This window comes from Xanthomonas hortorum (assembly GCF_040279205.1).
GTDB lineage: Bacteria > Pseudomonadota > Gammaproteobacteria > Xanthomonadales > Xanthomonadaceae > Xanthomonas > Xanthomonas hortorum_F.
In genome coordinates this window covers 1-24,177 of sequence record NZ_JBEOLS010000047.1, presented here as the reverse complement: position 1 = coordinate 24,177, position 24,177 = coordinate 1, and the positions used below count along the sequence as shown (strand labels likewise).

Below are 24,177 nucleotides of genomic sequence, written 5' to 3'. Positions count from 1 at the left end.
TGCCGCTTGCGGCATGATCCTGCAGCCACCCCTCTTCCCCCCACAGGAGGAACGGTTTGACTGCCGATTGGAACGTCATCCGCGAATACGCAATCCCGCTTGGTGCCTCGCTATTGGCGGGCATCGTCGTCTGGTCGTTGATGCTGTGGCTGTTTCGCCGCATGCAGGGCCGCGACTATCGCCGCGCACGCATCATCCGCGTGGTCACCCTGCCGGCTGCCTTCATCCTGCCGTTGCTGTTTCTGGGCATCGCGACCGAGGCGACGCCGCTATCGGGCAAGGGCCTGGCAGCGGTGCAGCATCTGTTGCATGTCGGCATCGTTGGCTGCGTGACCTGGTTGCTGGTACGCGCGGTCGCCGCCGGCGAGATGGCGATTCTGCGCAGCAACCCGATCGAGGTGTCCGACAACCTCACCGCACGGCGTATCCAGACCCAGACCCGTGTGCTGAGCCGGGTGGTGATGGGTGCGGTGATCCTGCTCGGTATCTCGGTGGTGTTGCTCACGTTTCCGCAAGTGCGCCAGATCGGCAAGACACTGCTGGCCTCGGCCGGCATCATCGGGCTGGTCGCCGGTATCGCGGCCAAGCCGGTGTTCGGCAACTTGATCGCCGGTCTGCAGATCGCGTTGACGCAGCCGATCCGGCTGGACGATGTGGTGATTGTGGAAGGCGAGTGGGGCCGCATCGAGGAGATCGGCAGCTCGTATGTAGTGGTGCGGATCTGGGACGAGCGGCGCATGGTGGTGCCGTTGACCTGGTGGATCGAGCACCCGTTCCAGAACTGGACACGCAGCAGCGCCGATCTGCTCGGTACCGCGTTCCTGTGGCTGGATTACCGCACCCCGATCGCGGCGGTGCGCGCGGAGTTGGAGCGCATCTGCAAAAGCGAGCCGCTCTGGGATGGGCGCGTATGCGTGACCCAGGTGACGGAAACCAGCGAGAGCACGATCCAGGTGCGTCTGCTGGTGAGCGCACGTAATTCGGGCGATGCGTTCGATCTGCGCTGCATCGCGCGTGAGCGCATGATCGACTTCCTCACCCGTGAGCACGCTTACGCGCTGCCCAGGATCCGCGCCGAGATCGCGGCGCAGGAAAAGCCGCCGGTGCATGCAGCCGAGCCGATCGCCCAGGAGAGCGTGCGCTCGCCCGGTGCAGAAGACGGCGAGCCTGCGACTACGGTTTAGGCACAGGCACCGGCACGGCCGTGGACGCAGCGGCCGGTGCGCTCGGCGCATAGCTGGGCGCAAAGCGCGCCTTGCTGCGTTGCTCGAAGGCGTAGGCCAGTTCGATCAAGCGCGGCTCGCTCCAGGCGCTGCCCATGAACAGCAGGCCGAGCGGCAGGCCCTGGGTCTGCCCCATCGGCACGCTCAGGCTGGGATAACCGGCCACCGCGGCGGCACCGTAACCGGCGCCGGGAAAGGTATCGCCCTTGACCAGATCGGTGACCCAGGCGGCGCCGGTGGTCGGTACGATCAGCGCGTCCAGGCGATGGGCCTTCAGTGCGGCGTCGATGCCTTCGGGCCCGGCCAGCCGTTTGGCGGTGGCGCGCGCAGTGAGATACGCGGGGTCTTCCAGGCCAGGTGCCGCCTGCGCCTGCTCGAACAGCTCCTGCGCGAAGTAGGGCATCTCGCGCTGCGCATACGTGCGATTGAAGGCGATCAGCTGTTCCAGGCTCGACACCGGTGCGGCGTGGCTGCGCAGATAGGCATTCAACCCCGCTTTGAATTCGACCAATAACACTGTCTGCTCAGCGGCATCCCACTTGCCGTCGGTGGCCAGGCTGGTTTCGATGAGCGTGGCACCCGCTGCACGCAGGCTCTGCACGGCGCGATCCAGTGCTGCGGCAATGGCGGGATCTTCGCGCAGCGGGTTGCGCAACAGGCCCAGACGCGCGCCACGCAGGCCATCGGGTTTGAGGTGCGCGAGATAGTCCGGTGTTGAAGACGGCGCATCGCGTGTGGCCGGATCCTGCGGATCGGGTGCGGCGATCGCCTGCAGCAACGCGGCAGCATCGGCAACGCTGCGCGTCATCGGGCCGGCGGTGTCCTGGCTGGTCGAGATCGGGATGATGCCGTCGCGGCTGATCAGGCCCACGGTCGGTTTGAGTCCGACCAATCCATTTACCGAGGCCGGGCAGGTGATGCTGCCATCGGTTTCGGTGCCGATGCCGACGGTGGCCAGGCTGGCGGCGATCGCAGCGCCCGTGCCGGCACTGGAGCCGCAGGGATTGCGATCCAGCGCGTACGGATTGCGGGTCAGCCCACCACGTGCGCTCCAGCCGGAGCTGGACTTGGTAGACCGGAAGTTGGCCCATTCGCTCAAATTCGTTTTGCCCAGGATCACCGCTCCGGCCGCGCGCAGGCGCTGCACCAGAAACGCATCGCGGCTGGGCTTGAAATCGGCCAGGGCCAGCGAGCCGGCGCTGTTGACCATCGGCACCGCATCGATGTTGTCCTTGAGCAACACAGGAATGCCATGTAACGGGCCGCGCACGCGACCGGCGCGGCGTTCGGCGTCCAATGCGCGTGCGTCCGCTTCGGCCTGCGGATTGAGTTCGATCACCGAGTTGAGTGTGGGGCCGGCACGATCGAGCGTGGCGATGCGCTGCAGGTATGCGCGCGTCAGTGCCAGGCTGCTGGTCTTGCCGGAAGCCATCCGCGCCTGCAGGCCGGCGATGTCGGCATCGGTCAGATCCAGTTGCTCGGTGGTCGGTACGTTTGCATCGACCTGTGTCAGGCCGTCAACGGGCGCAGGGCCATCGGCATGCGCACAGCCGCACAGCGCAAGCAATAGCGCAAAGGACAAGGTGGTGGATCGCATTGACGGTCTCCCCGGAGGACTGTTCGCAGGCTAACGGCGCTGCGTCGGGGTGACAACGTGTAGGGCGTGCCCGCAGACGGGCAGGGTGCGTCAGCGACGCCGGCGCTTGAGCAGATCGCGTGCCAGCACGCCGACCACGATCAGATTGATTGCCAGTACGCCCCAGGCGGTCCAGCCGGGATGGCGGACGATGGCGTAGATATCGAATGGCAGATAGATGGCCGCCGACAGGCAGCCCAATAGCGAGGCCCATGCCTTGGCACGCCACAACCCCCAGGCTTCCACCACATGCAGCAGGCCGTAGGCCAGCATGGCGGCAGCGGCCAGATGGACAGCGTCGGGACTGATGGTCTTGAGCAACGACGGCAGTGCGCCGTGGTCGGGATCCAGACTAAAACGGCGGATCAGGGTACTGACCGCGTTTTGCAGCGGGAGCGGGCCCAGAATTTCCAGGCCCGTCGCCGCCAACAGCGCAAGCGTCCCTTTGACCGCCTCTAGCAAGGCGATCACATGCAGCCCCGGATGCGCACGCGGATCCGGGCTGTAGGGTTTGTTGCTCACGACCGTGGGCTAACCAGCAACTCAGCCCGAACGGCCGGAGCGCTTACGATCGCTTTCGGTCAGGCCCTTCTTGCGCAGGCGGATTTCCTTCGGGGTGACTTCAACCAGCTCGTCGTCCTCGATGAAGTCCAGTGCCTGCTCTAGCGTGTACTTGATCGCCGGGGTCAGCTTGATCGCATCGTCCTTGCCCGAGGCGCGCATGTTGGTCAGCGGCTTGGTCTTGATCGCATTGACGGTCAGATCGTTGTCCTTGGAGTGGATACCGACCAGCTGACCTTCGTACACGTTGTCGCCTTCGGCAGCGAACAGACGGCCACGCTCTTCCAACGGCCCCAGCGCATAGGCCGGGGTGGCGCCTGCAGCGTTGGCAATCATCACGCCGTTCTGGCGCTTGGCGATCGCGCCCTGTTCCTTCGGACCGTAATGGTCGAACACGTGGAACAGCAGGCCCGAGCCCTGGGTCAGGGTGCGGAACTCGTTCTGGAAGCCGATCAGACCACGGGCCGGGATCATGTAATCCAGACGCACACGACCCTTGCCGTCCGACTCCATGTTCTTCAGCTGGCCCTTGCGGCTGCCCAGCTTTTCCATCACGCCGCCCTGGTGCTGCTCTTCGATATCGACCACAAGCTGTTCGATCGGCTCCATCTGCTTGCCGTCGATCTCCTTGATGATCACTTCCGGACGCGACACGGCCAGCTCGTAGCCTTCACGACGCATGTTTTCGATCAGCACCGACAGATGCAGTTCGCCACGGCCGGAGACCAGGAACTTGTCGGCGTCGGAACCTTCCTCGACCTTCAATGCCACGTTGTGCACCTTCTCGCGGTCCAGACGGTCGCGCAGCTGGCGGCTGGTCAGGAACTTGCCGCCGGACAGGTCCTTGTTGCCGGCGAACGGCGAGTTGTTGACCTGGAAGGTCATCGAGATGGTCGGCTCGTCCACGGTGAGCGGCGGCAGGCCTTCCGGCGCGTCGAGCGCGCACACGGTGTCTGAAATGGTCAGCTCGGACACGCCGGAGATGGCCACGATGTCGCCGGCCTCGGCGGTGTCCTGCTCGATGCGCTCAAGGCCCAGGAAGCCTAGTACCTGCAGCACCTTGCCCTGACGCTTCTTGCCTTCGCGGTCGATCACGCTGACCGGCATGTTCTTCTTCAACACGCCGCGCTGGATGCGGCCGATGCCGATCACGCCGACGAAGTTGTTGTAATCGAGCTGGCTGATGCGCATCTGGAACGGGCCGTCCGGATCCACGTCCGGTGCCGACACGTGCTGCATGATCGCTTCGTACAGCGGGGTCATGTCGCCGTCGCGCACGCTCGAATCCAGGCTGGCGTAGCCGTTCAATGCAGAGGTGTAGACGATCGGGAAGTCCAGCTGCTCGTCGGTTGCGCCGAGCTTGTCGAACAGGTCGAACACCTGGTCGATCACCCAGTCCGGGCGCGCGCCGGGACGGTCGATCTTGTTGACCACCACGATCGGCTTGAAGCCCATCGCAAAGGCCTTCTGGGTCACGAAGCGCGTTTGCGGCATCGGGCCATCCATCGCGTCGACCAGGATCAGCACCGAGTCCACCATCGACAGCACGCGCTCGACTTCGCCACCGAAGTCGGCGTGTCCTGGGGTGTCGACGATGTTGATGCGGTTGCCGTTCCAGGTGATGGCCGTGTTCTTGGCCAGGATCGTGATGCCACGTTCCTTTTCCTGATCGTTGCTGTCCATCACGCGCTCAGCCAACACGGTGCGTTCGGACAGGGTGCCGGACTGCTTCAGCAGGCAGTCGACGAGGGTGGTCTTGCCGTGGTCGACGTGCGCGACGATGGCGATATTGCGGAGTTTTTCGATGGACATGCGGAAAGGGCCCCTGTCTGGCGCCAGTCTTGAGAAGGTAAGCCCGACATTATAGCGGTTTCGTTGCCGTGCCGTTGCGCCCGGCCGTCAGAAGGTTCAAAACGCCCATTCAGCTTGCTGTGCACCCCCGACCATGGTCGTACGCCTGCACGGCCGGCTGCGCGCCGGGGTGTATTCTAATGGGCTGTCATACACCCTGAAACCTGCAAGGATTTCCATGTCCCTGATTGCCCATTTCGACACCACCCGCGGCCCGATCGTGGTTGAGCTGTTCGCCGACAAGGCCCCGCTGACCGTTGCCAACTTCGTCAACCTGGTCCAGCGCGGCTTCTATGACGGCCTGAGCTTCCACCGCGTCATCGCCGACTTCATGATCCAGGGCGGCTGCCCGGAAGGCTCCGGCCGCGGCGGCCCGGGCTATCGTTTCGAAGATGAAGCCAACAACGGCGTCGGTCACGACCGCGGCGTGCTGTCCATGGCCAATGCCGGCCCCAACACCAACGGCAGCCAGTTCTTCATCACCCATGTCGCCACCAACTGGCTGGACGGCAAGCACACCGTGTTCGGCAAGGTCACCCAGGGCCTGGACGTGGTCGATGCGGTCGCCCAGGGCGATGTGATCAACAAGGTGACGATCGAAGGCGATACCGACGCCGTGCTGGCCGCCAAGGCCGACCGCGTCGCGGAGTGGAACAAGATCCTCGCCGCCTGATGTCTTTCCCCGAACGGCCGCCAAGTGCGGCCGTTCGCTTGTCACTGCGCGCCGCCAGGCCTTGCGCTACGCCAGCGTGCACCTCCACCCACGTTTTTTAGCAGAGGAAACTCCCCATGAAAGCACCTGTTCGTGTTGCCGTGACCGGCGCTGCCGGCCAGATCGGCTATGCCCTGCTGTTCCGCATCGCCTCCGGCGAAATGCTGGGCAAGGATCAGCCGGTGATCCTGCAATTGCTGGAACTGTCCAATGAAAAGGCCCAGGCCGCGCTCAAGGGCGTGATCATGGAGCTGGAAGACTGCGCATTCCCGCTGCTGGCCGGCGTGGTCGGCACCGACGACGCCGAAGTGGCGTTCAAGGACATCGACGTTGCGCTGCTGGTTGGCGCGCGTCCGCGCGGCCCGGGCATGGAGCGCAAGGACCTGCTGCTGGAAAATGCCAAGATCTTCACCGCGCAGGGCGCTGCCCTGAACAAGGTCGCCAAGCGTGACGTCAAGGTGCTGGTGGTCGGTAACCCGGCCAACACCAATGCCTACATCGCGATGAAGTCGGCGCCGGATCTGAACCCGAAGAACTTCACCGCCATGCTGCGTCTGGACCACAACCGCGCGCTGAGCCAGCTGTCGCAAAAGCTCGGCAAGCCGGTCGGCGGTATCGAGAAGTTGGTGGTGTGGGGCAACCACAGCCCGACCATGTACCCGGACTACCGTTTCGCCACTTCCGATGGCGCCTCCATCGGCGATGCGATCAACGACCAGGAATGGAACGCGTCCACCTTCATCCCGACCGTGGGCAAGCGCGGCGCGGCGATCATCGAAGCGCGCGGCCTGTCTTCGGCTGCGTCGGCCGCCAATGCCGCCATCGATCACGTGCGTGATTGGGTGCTGGGCAGCGACGGCAAGTGGGTGACCATGGGCGTGCCGTCCGACGGCTCCTACGGCATTCCCGAAGGCGTGATCTTCGGCTTCCCGGTGATCACCGCCAATGGCGAGTACACCCTGGTCAAGGATCTGCCGATCGACGACTTCAGCCAGAAGTACATCGACAAGACCCTGGCCGAGCTGGAAGAAGAGCGCAGCGGCGTGTCGCATCTGCTGGGCTGATTTTTGCTTTAGGTTGTAACGAAAACGCCGGGCAGTGCCCGGCGTTTTTTATGCTTCGTGTAGCTGATGCGTTGCGTTGTGGCGCCAGAAATCAATCACGCACGTCGATGTGGGACTCTCTGTGCGGTAGGTGCTGCCGCCGCACTCTGATCAACTCGCGCGATGCGCTCGGCTTACGCCAGACCTTCGGCCTTCAATGCGGCCTGCACATCGGCATCGGCCAGCATGCGCTGCAAGAACGCATCCAGTGCATTCAAGCCACTCAAATCCACGCCGACCTTCTGCGCCCACAACAAGGTCACGAACAGATACGCATCGGCACCGGTATGGGTGTCGCTGGCCAGCCAGGTACGATCCTGCAGGTGCGTGTTGGCACGTTCGTACAAGGTGCGCAACTTGCTGCGTGCGTCGTCGTGGCTGCGCGCAAGCAGTGCCTCGTCCTGCAGATACGCAGTGCTGCCGAAGATCGGCTTGAACGTCGGATGCACATCGGCATTGGCGAAGGCGATCCAGCGATTGATCTCGGCGCGGCTGCGCGCAGTGCCGTCGCCGGACAGACCGGTAAGCGGTGCAATGTCGGCGATGTAGTTGAGGATGGCCGCGTTCTGATTCAACGCCCAATCGTCGACCACCAACAGCGGAACCGCGCCGGCCGGATTCAGGCGCAGATACTCGGGAGACTTCATCGTGGCGGCATCGACAACGGTGAGCTCGAACGGCAGGCCCGACCAGCGCAACACGATGTGATCTGCCAGCGAGCACGCGCCGGGCTTGGTGTACAGCTTCATAGGAATTCCACGCGAGAACGAAGGCGCAAGCTTAGCGGCAACGCATGCGCGCGTGCGTGGAAAGCGTCAGGATGCAGTGCGTGGACGCAGCTTCTGCACGCGATAGAACGTGTGGTCGCCGATGGTGGCAACCTGATACGCATTGCGCCAGCTGGGGCTCGCAATCGCGCTGGCGGCAAAGTGGCTCGCGCCTGGCACGATCTCTTTGCGTTGGCCCACCGGTAACGCCCAGTTGCGCTCTGCGGCCAATGCCACACCTAACGCCTTGTTCCAGGCATCGTCATTCTTGAGCTGAGTTCCCGGTGACACGATGGTCGGCGCGAACTGCTTGCGCGCGGTGACCACCTGACACATCGAATCGCCCCACAGACCACTGTCCAGACGACGCAACGCGACTTCTGCAACGGCTTGTTGGCCACGTACGGTCTGGTCGCGTGCTTCCAGGTATACGGTGGTACTCAAACACAACGAATCTGCAGCCGGCTGCGGCAATAATTGCGACAGCCAAAGTATCCAAGCCAGTTTCATAGAACTCCTTGCTCCGTATGGGCCGATCCGCAGGCCATCCAAAGTGGATGCACCAGTGCGAAGGGCTTGGCGTCATGGGGAGGCGACCTGCCAAGGGCCGCCAAGTCTCCGGCGAAAGACACATCTGCCGAAGGTGCCCACCAAATGCGGTGGGTCAAAAAGTTGGCGCAAGGTAGGCGGCGATCACATAATCCCTGCTGAATGGGCAGGGTTGACGCGCGTGATTGCCTGCTGTGTCTAGTGCTTCGCTGGATGAAAGCTTTGCGATGCAACAACGAGATGCGTCGCATCCATGTAGCGACTGCACATATTGAAGTTTAGAGCTGCGCGATACGCATGCAGTGTTTGGCAATTGCACACTGTGATTGTCTTGCGCTGCATGCACGGATGTTGCGTATGCCGCACCAAATATGTTCTGTGCTACACGCCATCATCACTCACTACTATGCCTAGGCGCCGATTTCAGGCGCATCGACTATGTATCGAGATGCACATGTGGGTGTGCTTAACGCAATGGTCCGCACATGGCTTGCGTTGATAGCTTCGCGCAGGTGTATCAGTGTCGGCAGCGGACGACGATGTTTTGTTAGCCGCTCTAAGTCGCTACAGTTTTGACCGCATCGTGCGTAATGAATGAAGCGCTTCAATTCAATGTGGCACAGAAGATTTTTTGTGCATGTACTGCATGCAGTGCGATTGCTGGTGCGCATCATTGCAATCAGCGAAGAACGTCAGGTGCAATCGCTAAAGCTCTTGCTGCGTTATCGAGATGATTATACGTGGCGCGAAGGCAGCGCTTCTGCGACAGATCTGCGTTTTCCAGATATCACAAAGGCGCTGCCGGCCCAGGCGATCAACACGCACAGCACACCGCAAATCATCGGACCCAATGCCATTGCCCACGCCAGATGCGCGTTGTGACCAGAGCGATAGTCGGATGCGCCAAGTAGCAATCCGATCAATGCACTGCCTGCTGCCAATGCAAGTTGGGCGGTGGCGGTGAGTGCGGCGAATCCGCGCGCCTGCTGTGCTGGGCCGTGGCGCGAGGCGAGTTCTGCATGCCGTGCCCAGACCCATTGCCCGGCACTGCCCGCCGCCAGACCCATGCCGAAGGCCAGGCTGGCATCCAGCATGGTGTGGCGAGAGACAGCCATGGCGAACGCCAGCCCAAGTGCGGCCAACGCCGCTCCGCTGACGCCTAGTCGGCGCATTGCCACAGTCGGCCAGCGGGCAGCTAAGGGCTGCACGAAGACGCTGCCAAGCGCATAGGCAATCAACACCGCGCTACCCCATCCCGCCGAGCCGATACGCGACTGCGCCAGATACGGCGCCAATTTGGTAAATGTCGGCAGTGCCAACGCCAGTGCTGCGATGACGGCCAACGGCAGTAACTGATCGCGCTGCCATCGTGGCGCAGATGGCGGTGTTGCAGCGCCTGCAAGCACGTGTACGTGGCGCTGCAGCGTCTGCCGTAACCACCACGCCGATAGCAGTGCGATGCTGCCGGACAGCGCGACGATCATCAGTGCAGTCGATGCGGCGGTGTTAGTGCCGTCTTTCAGTAGCAGGCCGATCGCTGCGCTGACCAACAACGCGGCCAGCCCACTCCCGATCAGACGCAGCGCACTGACGCCGCGCTCGCCATGCCAAGGCCAGTGGGCCAATCCCAACAAGGTGTTCTGTGCCACGTCGCCGATTGCATATGCGGCGCGAAATGGCAGGCTGAGCAGCAGGACGCTGATCAAGCGGATATCGGGCGGAAATGCCGGCGTTACAAAGACCAACGACAAGGCGACAGCTGCCAGCCCAATGCCGCGGCATTGCGACCGCCCAGCCCACGCCAGGCTGGCGCCGGCACTCCAGCGCTTCGCTGCGAACACGCCCATCACTGCGCTCACGACCAGGCCGCCAGCGACCGAGACGCCAGCCGCAATCGCGCCCAGTCCGACGTATTCGGTCAACGCAAAAATCAGCAGTAATTCTGCGGTGTACCAGAGCAGGCTTTTGCCGAAATGCGCCGCAGCGTAGGCCAGCAACGCTGCGGGCGGGAGTGTAGGAGGCGGCGATGCAGTCCGGATCGATGGCATGCCGGTTTTATAGCCGAGCCGCGCGACAGAAAAAAGAATGTACCGAGCATGCTCCGACCAGCGGCGTACCCGGTGGTGTCGCGCCATTGATGGCAGCGTCGACGCCGGTGCCGATCTGTCTCAATCTAAGAGCGGCTAACAAAGCGACTGCGCTCACCGCCACGCGGGTGCGGCCGGTGCTCGGCATCTGCATGTACCACTCGTACACTGCAGTTCTTAGCGCGCCATCCACGTCCACCTGACAACTGCTCGCTACGTTTTGTTAGCCGCTTTAAGGCGCCCGCGCGTGCACTTGCGCAAGGGTCTGCCGAGCAGACCGGCGGTTGCCTTAAAGACCGCCGATATCAGCATCGAAGTGAAACCAATGCGGCTCTCTTGCAGATGCACACACCCGCTCTGGCGTCGTAATGAAGAACGGCTGTAGCTTCTACGACATCGCGTGCAAGCGCGTTACAAGGTTGCTGCCAACCGGCACGCCTGATTGATCGCACGCTTGGCATCCAGTTCGGCGGCAACATCCGCACCGCCGATCAGATGCGGTTGTTGTCCGTTTGCCTGCAGCGCGGCCAGCAGCTCGCGACGCGGTTCCTGCCCGGCGCAGACCACCACCGTGCCGACATCGAGCAGTTGCTCGGTACCTTCCACGCGGATCCGCAGACCAGCATCGTCAACGCCCAGATACTCCACGCCGCCGAGCATCTTGACGCCCTTGGCCTTGAGCGTGGCGCGGTGGATCCAGCCGGTGGTCTTGCCCAGACGTGCGCCGGGTTTGCCGGGGCTGCGCTGCAGCAGCCAGACCTGACGGGCAGGGCGCTCGGGTTGCGGTTTGGCCAACGCGCCGCGTGTTTCGAAGCTGGGGTCCACGCCCCATTCGGCCATCCAGCGTGCCGGATCCAGCGATGGCGAGACGCCTTCGTGCACCAGAAATTCGCCGACATCGAAACCGATTCCGCCGGCGCCGATGATGGCGACCTTGTCGGCCGCTACATGGCGGCCCAGCACTATGTCTAGGTAATTGACCACCATCGGATGATCGGCACCGGGGAAGTCCACCTTGCGCGGCTCGATGCCGGTGGCCAGCACGATCTCGTCGAAGTTTTTCAGGTCAGCCGCCTGCACGCGTGTCTGCAACCGCAGCGCTACGCCGGTGGCTTCGATACGGTGACCGAAATAGCGCAGCGTCTCGTTGAATTCTTCCTTGCCCGGGATGCGCTTGGCGACATTGAATTGCCCGCCGATTTCATTGCTTGCATCGAACAAGGTCACCTGGTGGCCACGCTCGGCCGCCACCGTTGCGCAGGCCAATCCGGCAGGGCCTGCACCGACCACCGCGATGCGCTTTGGCGTGGTGGTCGGTGTGTAGATCAGCTCGGTTTCGTGCACTGCGCGTGGGTTGACCAGGCAGCTGGCCAGCTTGTTGTCGAACACATGATCCAGGCAGGCCTGGTTGCACGCGATGCACGTATTGATCGTGTGCGACTGGCCGGCGCTGGCTTTGTTGGCCCATTGCGGGTCGGCCAACAGTGGACGCGCCAGCGACACCATGTCGGCTGCGCCGTCGGCCAGGATGCGCTCGGCCACTTCGGGCATGTTGATGCGGTTGGTTGCCACCACCGGAATGCGCAGGTGCGGCTTGAGCTTGGCGGTCACCCCGGCAAACGCCGCGCGCGGCACCGAGGTGGCGATGGTCGGGATGCGCGCCTCGTGCCAGCCAATGCCGGAATTGATGATGGTGGCGCCAGCCGCCTCGATCGCCTGCGCCTGCGCCAGGATCTCCTGCCACTGGTTGCCGTCATCGACCAGATCCACCAGCGATAGCCGATAGATGATGATGAAGTCCGGCCCGCAGGCCTCGCGGATGCGCCGAACGATCTCCACCGCAAAGCGCATGCGCTTGATCGCATCGCCGCCCCAGGCATCGCTGCGCTGGTTGGTGCGCGCGGCGGTGAATTCGTTGATCAGATAGCCTTCCGACCCCATCACTTCCACGCCGTCGTAACCGGCCTCGCGCGCCAGCCGCGCCGCGCGCGCATAGGCGGCGATCTGCCGATCTACCGCACGTGCCGACAACGCGCGCGGGGTGAACGGGTTGATCGGCGCCTTGAGCCCGGACGGCGCCACCGACAACGGGTGATAGGCGTAGCGCCCGGCGTGCAGCAGCTGCAGGCAGATCTTGGCGCCGTGTGCGTGCACTGCACGGGTGACCTGACGATGCGGGCGCACTTCCCACGGCCACGACAGCTTGCCGCCGAACGGCTTGAGCCAGCCCACCACATTCGGCGAAAACCCACCGGTGACGATCAGCCCGACCCCGCCGGCCGCGCGCTCGGCGAAATACGCCGCCAATTTGGGGAAATCGCGCGCACGGTCTTCAAGACCGGTGTGCATCGAGCCCATCAGAACGCGATTGCGCAATTGCGTGAAACCCAGATCGAGCGGGGTGAACAGGTGCGGGTAGGGCGAGTCAGGCAGGCCGGTGGCGGGCGACATGATATGGATACGCTGGCGTACGGAGTGCGCACGATGCAGGCAAACGGGCGTGTCGGCAAGTCTTGACGCACGCGGCCGGTGCTGGGGGCAGTCTGCAGGAGGGGGCGGGACCCGCAAGCCCGCGCAAACGCAGCGGGCAAACTCAACCAGCGACGCCGATCACCAGCCCGCCAACACCAACTTGCCGATCGTGCTGCCGCTTTCCAGCCGCCGATGCGCCTCGCGCAACTGCTGCGCATTGATCGGCGACAGCGTCTCGGTCTGTGTGGTGCGCAGTTCGCCGGCATCGATCAGGCTGGCGGCACGATTGAGGATGCGGTGCTGCTCGACCATGTCTTCTGTTGCATAACGGGCGCGCGTGAACATCAGTTCCCAGTGGATGCCGATGCACTTGGATTTGTACGGGTCGCCAATCGACAGCGGGCCGCGCGGCTCCACGATCAAGCCCACGTGTCCTTGGGGTGCCAGGATCTCGCCCAACTGCTGCCAGTAGCGGTCGGTGTCGGCCAGATTGAGCGCCGCATCCACACTCTGCAGGCCTAGCGCCTGCAATTGCGGGTGCAACGGTTGGTGGTGATCGATCACATGCTGCGCGCCCATTTGGCGTACCCATTCAATCGTCTCCGGCCGCGATGCAGTGGCGATGACCGTGAAGCCGGCATGCCGCGCCAGCTGGATCGCAATGGAGCCCACGCCACCGGCACCCCCGATGATCAATAAGTGCTTGCCGCGATTGCGTGCGCCGTCGAAGGCGAACGGCATGCGCTGGAACAACAACTCCCACGCGGTCAGCGTGGTCAGCGGCAACGCAGCCGCCTCGGCGAAGCTGAGCGAGGTCGGCTTGCAGCCGGCGATGCGCGCATCGACCAACTGGTACTGCGCGTTGCTGCCCGGCCTTCCGATATCTCCTGCGTAATAGACCTCGTCGCCCACCACGAATGCAGTGACCTCCGGGCCGACCGCTTCGACCACGCCGGCGGCGTCGTAACCGAGAATTTTCGGCGCATCCAGCGTTTGCGGCTTGTGCGCACGCACCTTGGCGTCGACCGGATTCACCGAGATCGCCTCCACACGCACTAATAAGTCATACCCGGACGGCGCCGCAGGCGTCGGAAGCTCCATGTCAAGCAGCGACTCGGGATCGTCGATTGGAAGATGGCGAGTGATGGCGATGGCTTTCATCGAGGCGCTCTGTGTGGGGGAGTTCAGGGTGCGTTGTGACGCCGTTGGCCCGCAACCACCAAGCCCACAATTCAGCTCGGACTAGGGCTCGCATTCACCAATGTGGTCGCGGAGTCATGCCGCCTGTCCCCCGGGAGGAGAGCGCAAGCGTATTCAACTGGCTTAATTGGGCTGCCGTTCATGCGGGGCAATTGTGCTAACTGGGCGCCCGGTCCTTTCCTTCATGAAGCTGTATACGTAGTATTGAGTGGGATCGCCGTCTCTGTTGATTGCTTTCACATGTTATATGTCCGTTAACGCGATCTTCACTGAAGCCGGCTTAATCTGCGCCCCGATGGCTCTGGATGTGACGAGCATCTTTACCAAGAACAATGCCTCTATCGGTTTATCTCCCAAAGAAGGAGCTGTATACATGAACAAGAAAATTCTCACTGCCGCGTTGCTTGGCGGCCTGGCGTTTGCCCAGGCTGCTTCCGCGCAGGAATTCGATGACCGTTGGTACCTGACCGGTAGCGCTGGCTTCAACTTCCAGGACAGCGATCGTCTGACCAATGATGCTCCGTTCGTGACCCTGGGTCTGGGCAAGTTTGTCAGCCCGAACTGGTCGATCGACGGCGAGCTGAACTATCAGAACCCGAATTTCGATGCCAACCAGGACCAGAACTGGAGCCAGTACGGCATCTCGTTCGACCTGCGTCGCCACTTCATCGCTGAAGGCCGCGGCTGGAACCCCTACCTCCTGTTCGGCCTGGGCTACCAGCGTTCGGAAGAAGAGTTCGACGCAACCCCGAACCCGGTTTCGCCGGGCCAGCAGAAAGACGGCAACTTTGCCGCCAAGGCTGGTGTCGGTCTGCAGACCACCTTCGACAAGCGCGTTGCCGTGCGTGCCGAGTTGGCCTACCGCGCTGACTTCAACGACCAGAGCGTTGCTGCTCCGCAGGAAGACTGGTTCGGCGACGTGCTGGCTTCGGTCGGCGTCGTGATCCCGTTGGGACCGGCTCCGTCGACCGCTCCGCCGCCGGCTCCGGCTCCGGTTGCTCCGAGCTGCGCAGACCTGGATGACGACGGTGACGGCGTCAACAACTGCGACGACAAGTGCCCGGCTTCGCAGCCTGGCCAGACCATCGGTCCGGACGGTTGCCCGGTTCCTGTGTCGATCGACCTGAAGGGCGTGAACTTCGACTTCAACAAGTCGACCCTGCGTCCGGACGCACAGTCCATCCTGAGCGAAGCGACCGAGATCCTGAAGCGTTACCCCGACCTGAAGGTCGAGGTTGCCGGTCACACCGACTCGAAGGGTACCGACGCGTACAACCAGAAGCTGTCTGAGCGTCGTGCGACCACCGTGTACGACTACCTGACCAAGAACGGCGTTGATGCGTCGCGTCTGGTCGGCCCGATCGGCTACGGCGAGAGCCGTCCGATTGCTCCGAACGCCAACCCGGATGGTTCCGACAATCCGGAAGGCCGTGCGAAGAACCGTCGTACCGAGCTGAACGTCCAGAACTAATTGGATAGCTAGCTGTTACATACAAAACCCGGCCTTGTGCCGGGTTTTGTCTTTGTAGGACCAGGAAAAGTGCGTCGAGTCGCCGCCAAACCTGTCTGTGTTGCCATCCAGGCACGGTTCCGGTTGAAACAGCGTTCATCGCTGCCTACACTCGCCGCGTCAACACCAAACTCATAATTGGAAGAACCCGATGCTGCGTACCGCCACGGCAGGTTTGCTCTGTCTCGCTTTGATTCCTGCCGCTTACGCCGCCCCGAACTGCGCCGGCAGCACGGTGTCCCAGCCGCTGCCGTTGCCTGCCACGGTGATTGCGCCGGCGGCCGCCGAGTTCTACACCCGTAGCGTCCAGCTGGGCATGCCCACCGGCGTGTTGGCCCAGCCCTACACCAGCGAGCAATCGGTGGACCGCGTGCTGCTGCGGTTGCGCGTGGAAGGCTGCCAGGACCTGGCCAAGGTGATTCCGCCCGGCGGCACCGTCAATTCGAACGATCCGGCCGCCTACAAGGCCACCACTGCGTTCGACAACACACCGTGGCGTTTTGACATGAGCCAGAACGGCAAGCGCATGACCGCCGAAGAATTCGATGCCTGGATGAAGGCGCGCGGTGTGCGTGTGGTCAAGGCGCGTCCGGTGGCTGCGCCGGCTCCGGCCGCTGCGGCAACTGCAACGCCTGCGGCCGACGCCAAGTCGGTCGAAAACAAGTAAGCGGCACGGTCGGGACGGCATGACCCGGCGGCCTCCGCCGGCAACGTCCCGGCAACGCAAGCGTGGTCCTGCCGGTGCTTCGCGCGCCTCCGCTACGGCCACCGCGACTACCGCACCGCGCCACGGGCTGGCGCGCGTGCTGTCCAAATTGGGCGTGTGTTCGCGTACCGAAGCGGCACGCTGGATCGCCGAAGGGCGGGTCAGCGTGGCTGCGCGTGTGGTCCACGACCCTGAATATCCGATCCGCGCCGATCAGCAGTCGAGCATCACCGTCGACGGGCAGCCGTTGGCCGGGCCGGCGCGCTGCTATCTGATGCTCAACAAGCCGCGCGGCGTGGTCACGACCGTGCGCGACGAGCAGGGCAGGGACACGGTGTATCGCTGCTTCGATGGTGCCGGATTGCCGTGGATCGCGCCGGTCGGGCGATTGGACAAGGCCAGCGAAGGGCTGCTGCTCTTCAGTAACGACCCGCAATGGGCGGCGGCGGTGACCGACCCTGCGACCGGGCCGGACAAGACCTATCACGTGCAGATCGATTGCCGCCCGAGTGCCGAGCAACTGGCACAGTTGCAGGCCGGTGTGGTCGATCCCGATCCTGAGAGCGATGGTGCGTTGCTGCGCGCCAAGCACGTTGGCGTGCTGCGCGAAGGCGAGCGCAACGCGTGGCTGGAGATCGTGCTGGACGAGGGCCGCAATCGGCAGATCCGCCGCTTGTTGGCGGCGCTGGAGATCGGGGTGCTGCGTCTAGTGCGGGTGGCGATCGGTGCGCTGGCGATGGGCGAGTTGGGCAAAGGCGCGTGGCGCATGCTCAGCGCCGAGGAAGTCAGGGCGCTGACGGCGGCTCCCGCCAGCGCGCCAGGCGCGCGCTGAGCAAGGCGCTGACGACTTCAAAAGCACGTGCGTCGCCGGCGCCGTTGGCATCGTGACGGCGACCTTTGGCGTGATTGCAGCTGGCACAGGCCAGGGCGAGATTACGCGCCGCATTCGGATCGTCACCGACCATCGCGCACAGCGCGGCCGCCGCGCGACGGCCGAACCAGGCCTGCGGGATTACGTGTTCCAGCGTGGTGTGGCCGAGCGGTTCGCCATCGGCGCGCAGCTGCAAGCGCCGACGGCAATGCAGGCAGCGGGTTTCCCAACTGCCGTCCAGTAAATGCGCCTGGGCATCGGTGTGCGCCGCCAGCAACAGCCGTTGGCGCAGCACCGTGCGCATCAGTCTTTGATGACGTCGAGTTCGCGGCCGATCTTGATGAATGCTGCGATCGCCTGATCCAGCTGCGCGCGGGTGTGCGCGGCGCTGATCTGGGTGCGGATGCGCGCCTGGCCCTTGGGCACCACCGGGAAGAAGAAGCCGATGGCGTAGATGCCTTCTTCCAGCAGGCGCTCGGCGAATTTCTGCGCCAGCGGTGCGTCGTAGAGCATCACCGGGCTGATCGGATGCACGCCAGGTTTGACGTCGAAGCCAGCGGCGGTCATGCGCTCGCGGAAGTAACGCGTGTTTTCGACCAACTGCGTGCGCAGCTCGCCGGCGGCATCCAGCATGTCGAACGCCTTGATGCCGGCAGCCACCACGTGCGGCGGCAGTGAATTGGAAAAAAGATAAGGACGCGAGCGCTGGCGCAGCAGTTCGATGACTTCACGCTTGGCGGTGGTGAAGCCGCCCAGTGCGCCGCCCATCGCCTTGCCCAGCGTGCCGGTGAAGATATCGATCTGGTCCAGCACGCCCTTGACCTCGGCCGAGCCGCGGCCGCTCGCACCGAGAAAGCCGGTGGCATGGCATTCGTCGATATGCACCAGCGCGTTGTATTTGCGGGCGAGGGCGGTGATCTCGTCCAGCGGGGCGATGAAGCCGTCCATCGAGAACACGCCGTCGCTGGTGATCAACTTGGTCTTGCAGCCGGCCGCATCGGCGGCCTGCAGCTGCGCTTCCAGATCGGCCATGTCGCAGTTGGCATAGCGGAAGCGCTTGGCCTTGCACAGGCGCACGCCGTCGATGATCGAGGCGTGGTTGAGCGCGTCGGAGATGATGGCATCGTGCTCGCCGAGCAGCGGTTCGAACAGGCCGCCGTTGGCATCGAAACAGGCGGCATAGAGGATGGTGTCCTCGGTGCCGAAGAAGTCGGCGATGGTGCGCTCGAGTTGCTTATGCAGATCCTGGGTGCCGCAGATGAAGCGCACCGAGGCCATGCCGAAGCCGTGCGTGTCCAGCGCGTCCTTGGCGGCCTGGATGATGTCCGGGTGATCGGCCAGGCCCAGATAGTTGTTGGCGCAGAAGTTGAGCACACTGCGGCCGTCGGCGAGGGTGATCTGCGCCGCCTGCGGGCCGGTGATGATGCGCTCGGACTTGAACAGGCCCTGGGCCTGGATCGCCTCCAGTTCGGCGGCGTAATGGGCGGTCAGCGCGGCGGGAGCGTTGGTCATGGCGATCGCAGTGGAAAGAAAGAAGCACGATTTTAACGATCACGGCGGCATACCACTACGTCATGCAAAATCGGTATAAGCGCAGGCGTGTATGTCATTTCACCGCCCGCGTAGCGCTGCGCAGCATGGCATGCTTGCTGTTCAGCTGCGCCCAACCGGCCAGGAGATTGCTGTGACCCACCCCCGCTACCGCTTCGTGTCGATCCTGTTGTGCAGCTTGCTGGCCCTGGCCGGCCCGGCTGGCGCGCGCGACATCGGTCTGCTCAATGTGAGCTACGACCCCACCCGCGAGTTCTACCGCGACTACAACAGCGCGTTCGCCGCGCATTGGAAACAGCAACATCCGCAGGACACGGTGACGGTGGAAACCTCGCACGGCGGCTCCGGCAAGCAGGCGCGCGCGGTGATCGACGGCATCGAGGCCGATGTGGTCACGTTGGCGCTGGCCTACGACGTGGACGCGATCGCCGAGAAGGCCAAGCTGATCGACAGCGATTGGGAAAAACGCCTGCCCGACAACAGCGCGCCGTATACCTCGACGATCGTGTTTCTGGTGCGCAAGGGCAACCCGAAGAACATCCAGGACTGGCCGGACCTGCTGCGCTCCGGCGTGGCGGTGGTGACCCCCAACCCCAAGACCTCTGGTGGCGCGCGCTGGAACTACCTGGCTGCCTGGGCCTACGCCGACCATATCTTCAAGGGCGACCGCGAGCGCATCGTGCGCTACATGCAGGCGCTGTTCCGCAATGTACCGGTGCTGGACACCGGTGCGCGCGGCGCCACCACCACGTTCGTGCAGCGTGGGATCGGCGATGTGCTGCTGGCCTGGGAAAACGAAGCGCTGCTGGCGCGCGATGAACTGGGCAAGGACAAGTTCGAGATCGTGGTGCCGAAGTTGTCGATCCTGGCCGAGCCGTCGGTGGCCTTGGTCGACAAGAACGTCGACAAACACGGCACGCGCGATGTGGCCGAGGCCTACCTGAAGTATCTATACGCGCCGGAAGGCCAGAAACTGGCGGCCAAGCATTTCTATCGCCCGCGTCACCCGGAATTTGCCGACCCGGCCGATCTGGCGCGTTTCCCGGACATCAAGCTGGTGACCATCCAGGAAGCGTTCGGGTCGTGGGACAAGGCGCACCAGGAACACTTCGCCGACGGTGGTGTGTTCGATCAGATCCAGGCAAAAAAGTAGGCAATGCAGATGTCGGTTGCTCCCCATCCAGCGCCGTCATCGCGCCGACGCGTGATGCCGGGGTTGGGCTTGAGTCTTGGAATTACGCTGACCTGGCTGGGATTGATTGTGTTGATCCCGCTGCTGGGCATCTTCATCAAAACCAGCGGATTGGGTTGGGATGGTCTGTGGCGGGTGTGGAGCGAGCCACGGGTGTTGTCGGCGTTGCGGGTGAGCTTCGGTACGGCGTTCGTGGCCGGCGCCTTCAACGCACTCATGGGCACCTGGGTGGCGTGGGTGTTCGTGCGCTACAACTTCCCGGGCAAGCGCTTTTTCGACGCGGTGATCGATCTGCCATTCGCGTTGCCAACCGCAGTTGCAGGTATCGCGCTGACTGCGTTGTATGGCGGCAACGGCTGGGTTGGGCGCTGGCTGGAGGCGATCGGTATCAAGGTCGCCTATACGCAGTTGGGGATCGTGCTGGCGCTGGTGTTTGTCGGCCTGCCGTTCGTGGTGCGGGTGGTGCAGCCGGTGCTCGCCGAGAGCGAGCGCGAACTGGAAGCGGCCGCCGCCACGCTGGGCGCCTCGCGTTGGCAGACGGTCTGGCGGGTGGTGCTGCCGGGACTGTGGCCAGCGGTCCTGACCGGGTTTGCGCTAGCCTTCGCGCGCGGCGTGGGTGAGTACGGTTCGGTGATCTTCATCGCCGGCAATCTGCCCAATTCCACCGAGATCGCGCCGCTGCTGATCACCATCCGGCTGGAAGAATTCGATTATGCCGGCGCCACCGCGATTGCGGCGGCAATGCTGCTGCTGTCGTTCGTGATCCTGCTGGTGGTCAATACGCTGCAGGCACGCCTGCTGCGCTATCAACGGAGGCCCGCATGAACGATGCTGTTTCGTCGCTGCCCTCCATGCTGCAGAACCGCACAATGACCGAACAGGCGCGCCGCATCACCGACTCGGCCACCAACGAGCCACGTTGGGTGCAGTGGTTGATGATCCTGGGCGCATTGCTGTTCCTGCTGGCGTTTTTGCTGCTGCCGTTGGTGCTGGTGTTTGCCGAGGCGCTGCGGGGCGGTTGGGAAACTTTCTTGCGCGCGGTGGTCGACCCGGATGCGTTGTCGGCGATCAAGCTGACCTTGATCGTGACTGCGATCGTGCTGCCGCTGAATTTGGTGTTCGGGGTGGCAGCGGCGTGGGCGGTCAGCAAGCATCGCTTTCCCGGCAAGCGCTTGCTGATCAGCCTGATCGACCTGCCGTTTTCGGTGTCGCCGGTGGTGGCGGGTTTGATCTTCGTGCTGATCTTCGGCCGCAGCGGTTGGGCGTGGCCGTTGATCGACGAAGGTTGGCAGGTGCAGCTGCCGTTTTTTGGCGAGATGCTGATTCAGCTGCCGCGCATCGTGTTCGCGCTGCCGGGCATCGTACTGGCGACGACCTTTGTCACGTTTCCGTTTATCGCGCGCGAGCTGATGCCGCTGATGGAGCAGCAAGGCAGCGATGAAGAACTGGCGGCATTGAGCCTGGGCGCGAGCGGCTGGCAGATGTTCTGGCGGGTGACCTTGCCCAATATTCGTTGGGGCCTGATGTACGGCGTGCTGTTGTGCGCGGCGCGCGCGATGGGCGAGTTCGGTGCGGTGTCGGTGGTGTCCGGGCATATCCGCGGGCGCACCAACACGCTGCCGTTGCATGTGGAAATTCTCTACAACGAATACGCCTACAGCGCCGCGTTTGCGTGTGCCTCGCTGCTTGCATTGACCGCGCTGCTGACGCTGGCGCTGAAGACGTATCTGGAATGGCGGCATGGTGATTCGCTCGCCGCCAACCACCGACATTGAGGTGAACATGGGCATCCGCATCCACCGCCTGCGCAAGCAGTTCGACACGTTCACTGCGCTGGACGACATCACGTTGGACGTGCGCCAGGGTGAGTTGCTGGCACTGCTGGGGCCGTCGGGCTCAGGTAAGACCACGTTGTTGCGCATCATGGCCGGGCTGGAGCATGCCGATGGCGGGCAGGTGCTGTTCGGCGACGAAGATGCCACGCGCATGAGCGTGCAGTCGCGCCGGGTCGGCTTCGTGTTCCAGCACTACGCGCTGTTCAAGCATATGGACGTGTTCGAGAACATCGCCTTCGGCTTGCGGGTGCGGCGCGGTAACGAGCGTTGGGCTGAAGCGCGTATCCGCGCACGCGTTGAAGAATTGCTGGCGCTGGTGCAGTTGCATGGCCTGGAGCAGCGCTATCCCACCCAGCTGTCCGGTGGTCAGCGTCAGCGTGTGGCACTGGCGCGTGCGTTGGCGATCGAGCCGCGTGTGCTGCTGCTGGACGAGCCATTCGGCGCGCTGGATGCGCAGGTGCGCCGCGACCTGCGCCGCTGGCTGCGCGAGCTGCACGAACGTACCGGTCTGACCACGGTGTTCGTGACCCACGATCAGGAAGAAGCGCTGGAACTGGCCGACCGGGTGGCGATCCTCAACCGCGGCCGCATCGAGCAGCTCGATACCCCGGCGATGATCTACGACAAGCCGGCATCGCCGTTCGTGTATTCGTTCGTGGGCGCGGTGAACCGCATTCCTGGTGTGCTGGCGGAAGGTCGGATCCAGGTGGCCGGGCATGCATTGCCGGCGGCCAATGCCGCGTTGGCTGCTGGCCCGGTCGAGGTGTATGTGCGACCGGAAGATCTGGTGCCCGATGACGCCGGTTGGCCGGCGACGGTGGCCTGGTCGCAGCGCAGCGGGGCGCGTCTGCGTCTGCGCGCAACGCTGGAGCCGGCAGGCAACGAGGTGGAAGTGGAACTGCCGGCCTCGGCGGGGAGTTTTCAGCCAGGGCAGCAGCTAAGGCTGGCGGCGCGGCATTACGGGGTGTTTCCGGTGTGATTCAACGCCGGCTGGGCCGGTATTGAATGGGGATTTGGGAGTAGGGATTCGGGATTCGCAGAGCGGGGTCCGCCTTTGCTTTGGCATTACGAATCCCCAATCCCCAATCCCCAATCTCAAGATCCTGCGCATTCAGTCGATGAGATGGGCATCCTGATCAGGACCATCGGTGGTTAAGGCCTGTGTGCTGGTTCAAAAGCGCACGACGTTGATGTTGCGCTGCAATGACAGTTGGACTAATAAAGTCATTGCAGCCTCGCTTCGCGTCATCCGACCGCCCATCGTCCCAGGAGATGCTCCATGAAGCCGTCCCCACTCGCGTGTTGTCTGTCGTTGTTGTTGCTCGGTGTCGTGCCGTTGGCGCATGCGCAGGATGAAGAAGCGCCAGCGTCGCCCTTCAGTGGCACGTTTGCGGTCACCAGCGATTATCTGTTCCGTGGTATCTCGCAGACCAATGAAGAGCCCGCCTTCCAGGCCGGACTCACGTACACGACGCCGTTCGGCGTGTACATCGGCACCTGGACCTCCAATGTCGATTACGGTGCGGGCGATCCGGATTGGGAAGTGGATGGCTTTGTCGGCTACAACACCGATCTGGGCACGAACTGGAATTTCGATGTGATGGTCAACCGCTACCAGTACCTGGGAGCCGGCGCGTCCAACTACGCCGAACTGATCACCAAGACCACGTTTTTGAAGACCTATAGCTTGACCGTTGCCTATACCAACGATCTGTATGGGTCGAAGACCGACGGCTATTACTACGCGCTCGATGCCAACTGGACGTTGCCGTACGACTTCACGTTCGACGCGCACGCCGGGCACAGCGTTTACACCTCGGCGCTCAGTCAGGTGGATCACGATTACAACGACTTCGGGGTGAATGTCGGCAAGGCGTTCGGTCCGCTGGGTTTGAGCGTGGGCTATTACGACACCAGCGAAGCGGCCGAATTCGGCTTCGGTCGGCAGAATTCGCAGAACCATCTGGTGGCGACTGCGACGGTCACCTGGCCTTGATGGCGATCGACTAAACGGCGGCTCTGACAACTTGGCCGTGTAGTTGTGAGGCGGGAAGAGTTGATGCTCCGAGTCTTCGGTCTTTACATCAGCCTCTGCATCTAGACGACGCCAGAACTCTAGATATCGGTTGTTTTGTGTTGGAGTGATTGCATCGTGCGGATGGATCACTTGTAGAGCGGTTGATCTGGGGCTTGGGTGCAGGGCCCTTGCCCGCCCACCGTCGCAGGACACGCCGCAAGTACGTCCGTGTAGCAACTGTGTTGATCAGGGCCTCAACCCGCGACCTTTGAGCGGTTTCCTTCAGGCGCGTTCATCGGTAGGTGCCGGCCGCTGGCCGGCACGCTTTTTTGCG

At 63.4% G+C, this 24,177-nt stretch carries 21 protein-coding genes and 1 other RNA gene; 12 read left to right on the top strand and 10 right to left on the bottom strand.

Translation table 11 applies throughout. The features are described 5' to 3' along the window. Positions 1-56: 56 nt before the first annotated feature. The gene (locus ABS769_RS16465; protein ID WP_074056773.1) at positions 57-1,184 is read left to right on the top strand and encodes a mechanosensitive ion channel family protein; all 1,128 of its coding nucleotides are present in this window, start codon (positions 57-59) and stop codon (positions 1,182-1,184) included. Here ABS769_RS16465 and ABS769_RS16460 read toward each other — a convergent pair. The 3 genes from ABS769_RS16460 to typA all read right to left on the bottom strand — a co-directional run bounded on the left by ABS769_RS16460 (position 1,174) and on the right by typA (position 5,232). Beyond that, positions 1,174-2,805, bottom strand: coding sequence for an amidase (locus ABS769_RS16460; RefSeq protein WP_317062475.1), 1,632 nt, complete (start codon positions 2,803-2,805; stop codon positions 1,174-1,176). The two genes, ABS769_RS16465 and ABS769_RS16460, sit on opposite strands and share 11 nt — an antisense overlap. A 105-nt stretch (positions 2,806-2,910) precedes the next feature. Continuing rightward, on the bottom strand, positions 2,911-3,330 hold the full coding sequence (locus ABS769_RS16455) for a DUF2127 domain-containing protein (protein WP_183086881.1): 420 nt from the start codon (positions 3,328-3,330) through the stop codon (positions 2,911-2,913). Positions 3,331-3,402: 72 nt separating this feature from the next. Further along, the gene (gene typA, locus ABS769_RS16450) at positions 3,403-5,232 is read right to left on the bottom strand and encodes a translational GTPase TypA (RefSeq protein WP_006450655.1); all 1,830 of its coding nucleotides are present in this window, start codon (positions 5,230-5,232) and stop codon (positions 3,403-3,405) included. Between the two features lie 217 nt (positions 5,233-5,449). On the opposite strand from typA, the gene ABS769_RS16445 reads away from it, so the two are divergent. After that, positions 5,450-5,944 carry a peptidylprolyl isomerase gene (locus tag ABS769_RS16445; protein WP_006450656.1) on the top strand — a complete coding sequence of 165 codons (495 nt, stop codon included), beginning with the start codon at positions 5,450-5,452 and terminating at the stop codon, positions 5,942-5,944. 116 nt (positions 5,945-6,060) lie between these two features. Further along, on the top strand, positions 6,061-7,047 hold the full coding sequence (locus ABS769_RS16440; protein ID WP_006450657.1) for a malate dehydrogenase: 987 nt from the start codon (positions 6,061-6,063) through the stop codon (positions 7,045-7,047). Positions 7,048-7,220: 173 nt separating this feature from the next. Here ABS769_RS16440 and ABS769_RS16435 read toward each other — a convergent pair whose 3' ends face one another. The 3 genes from ABS769_RS16435 to ABS769_RS16425 form a co-directional block, all read right to left on the bottom strand. Continuing rightward, complete coding sequence (locus ABS769_RS16435) at positions 7,221-7,835, bottom strand: glutathione S-transferase family protein (RefSeq protein ID WP_317062469.1); 615 nt, start codon at positions 7,833-7,835, stop codon at positions 7,221-7,223. Positions 7,836-7,901: 66 nt separating this feature from the next. After that, positions 7,902-8,363, bottom strand: coding sequence for a cell wall hydrolase (locus tag ABS769_RS16430; protein ID WP_316694014.1), 462 nt, complete (start codon positions 8,361-8,363; stop codon positions 7,902-7,904). 773 nt (positions 8,364-9,136) lie between these two features. Beyond that, positions 9,137-10,450 carry an MFS transporter gene (locus ABS769_RS16425; RefSeq protein WP_317062468.1) on the bottom strand — a complete coding sequence of 438 codons (1,314 nt, stop codon included), beginning with the start codon at positions 10,448-10,450 and terminating at the stop codon, positions 9,137-9,139. 191 nt (positions 10,451-10,641) lie between these two features. On the opposite strand from ABS769_RS16425, the gene ABS769_RS16420 reads away from it, so the two are divergent. Further along, positions 10,642-10,718: non-coding RNA, sX9 sRNA (locus ABS769_RS16420), on the top strand. A gap of 182 nt (positions 10,719-10,900) precedes the next feature. Here the strand turns inward: ABS769_RS16420 and ABS769_RS16415 are convergent. Together ABS769_RS16415 and ABS769_RS16410 are read right to left on the bottom strand one after the other, a co-directional pair. Further along, positions 10,901-12,940 (bottom strand): NADPH-dependent 2,4-dienoyl-CoA reductase, encoded by a 2,040-nt coding sequence (locus ABS769_RS16415; protein WP_317062467.1) that lies wholly within the window; start codon positions 12,938-12,940, stop codon positions 10,901-10,903. 159 nt (positions 12,941-13,099) lie between these two features. Beyond that, on the bottom strand, positions 13,100-14,122 hold the full coding sequence (locus ABS769_RS16410) for a zinc-binding alcohol dehydrogenase family protein (RefSeq protein ID WP_317062466.1): 1,023 nt from the start codon (positions 14,120-14,122) through the stop codon (positions 13,100-13,102). Positions 14,123-14,534: 412 nt separating this feature from the next. Between ABS769_RS16410 and ABS769_RS16405 the strand changes: the two genes are divergently transcribed. The 3 genes from ABS769_RS16405 (at position 14,535) to ABS769_RS16395 (ending at position 17,209) form a co-directional block, all read left to right on the top strand. Continuing rightward, positions 14,535-15,632 (top strand): OmpA family protein, encoded by a 1,098-nt coding sequence (locus ABS769_RS16405; RefSeq protein ID WP_023902839.1) that lies wholly within the window; start codon positions 14,535-14,537, stop codon positions 15,630-15,632. A gap of 190 nt (positions 15,633-15,822) precedes the next feature. Beyond that, a complete protein-coding gene (locus tag ABS769_RS16400) occupies positions 15,823-16,338 on the top strand; it encodes a hypothetical protein (RefSeq protein WP_023902840.1) in 516 nt (171 codons plus the stop codon). 19 nt (positions 16,339-16,357) lie between these two features. Continuing rightward, complete coding sequence (locus ABS769_RS16395) at positions 16,358-17,209, top strand: pseudouridine synthase (protein WP_317062465.1); 852 nt, start codon at positions 16,358-16,360, stop codon at positions 17,207-17,209. On the opposite strand, the gene ABS769_RS16390 is transcribed toward ABS769_RS16395, so the two are convergent. Together ABS769_RS16390 and kbl are read right to left on the bottom strand one after the other, a co-directional pair. Further along, the gene (locus ABS769_RS16390) at positions 17,163-17,552 is read right to left on the bottom strand and encodes an HNH endonuclease (RefSeq protein WP_317062464.1); all 390 of its coding nucleotides are present in this window, start codon (positions 17,550-17,552) and stop codon (positions 17,163-17,165) included. The two genes, ABS769_RS16395 and ABS769_RS16390, sit on opposite strands and share 47 nt — an antisense overlap. Continuing rightward, positions 17,552-18,760: a glycine C-acetyltransferase gene (gene kbl, locus ABS769_RS16385; protein ID WP_317062463.1), complete on the bottom strand. Its 1,209-nt coding sequence runs from the start codon at positions 18,758-18,760 to the stop codon at positions 17,552-17,554. The genes ABS769_RS16390 and kbl overlap by 1 nt, the downstream gene beginning before the upstream one ends. Positions 18,761-18,851: 91 nt before the next feature. Here kbl and ABS769_RS16380 point away from each other — a divergent pair, with 91 nt between their 5' ends. The 5 genes from ABS769_RS16380 to ABS769_RS16360 all read left to right on the top strand — a co-directional run bounded on the left by ABS769_RS16380 (position 18,852) and on the right by ABS769_RS16360 (position 23,822). Continuing rightward, positions 18,852-19,952: a sulfate ABC transporter substrate-binding protein gene (locus tag ABS769_RS16380; RefSeq protein WP_317062462.1), complete on the top strand. Its 1,101-nt coding sequence runs from the start codon at positions 18,852-18,854 to the stop codon at positions 19,950-19,952. 3 nt (positions 19,953-19,955) lie between these two features. Further along, positions 19,956-20,816 (top strand): sulfate ABC transporter permease subunit CysT, encoded by an 861-nt coding sequence (cysT, locus tag ABS769_RS16375; RefSeq protein ID WP_043888978.1) that lies wholly within the window; start codon positions 19,956-19,958, stop codon positions 20,814-20,816. Further along, on the top strand, positions 20,813-21,766 hold the full coding sequence (gene cysW, locus ABS769_RS16370) for a sulfate ABC transporter permease subunit CysW (protein WP_023902845.1): 954 nt from the start codon (positions 20,813-20,815) through the stop codon (positions 21,764-21,766). Before cysT ends, cysW begins: the two co-directional genes overlap by 4 nt. A 7-nt stretch (positions 21,767-21,773) precedes the next feature. Beyond that, complete coding sequence (locus ABS769_RS16365) at positions 21,774-22,805, top strand: sulfate/molybdate ABC transporter ATP-binding protein (protein WP_023902846.1); 1,032 nt, start codon at positions 21,774-21,776, stop codon at positions 22,803-22,805. 300 nt (positions 22,806-23,105) lie between these two features. After that, on the top strand, positions 23,106-23,822 hold the full coding sequence (locus ABS769_RS16360; protein WP_317062460.1) for a TorF family putative porin: 717 nt from the start codon (positions 23,106-23,108) through the stop codon (positions 23,820-23,822). Positions 23,823-24,177: the final 355 nt, after the last annotated feature.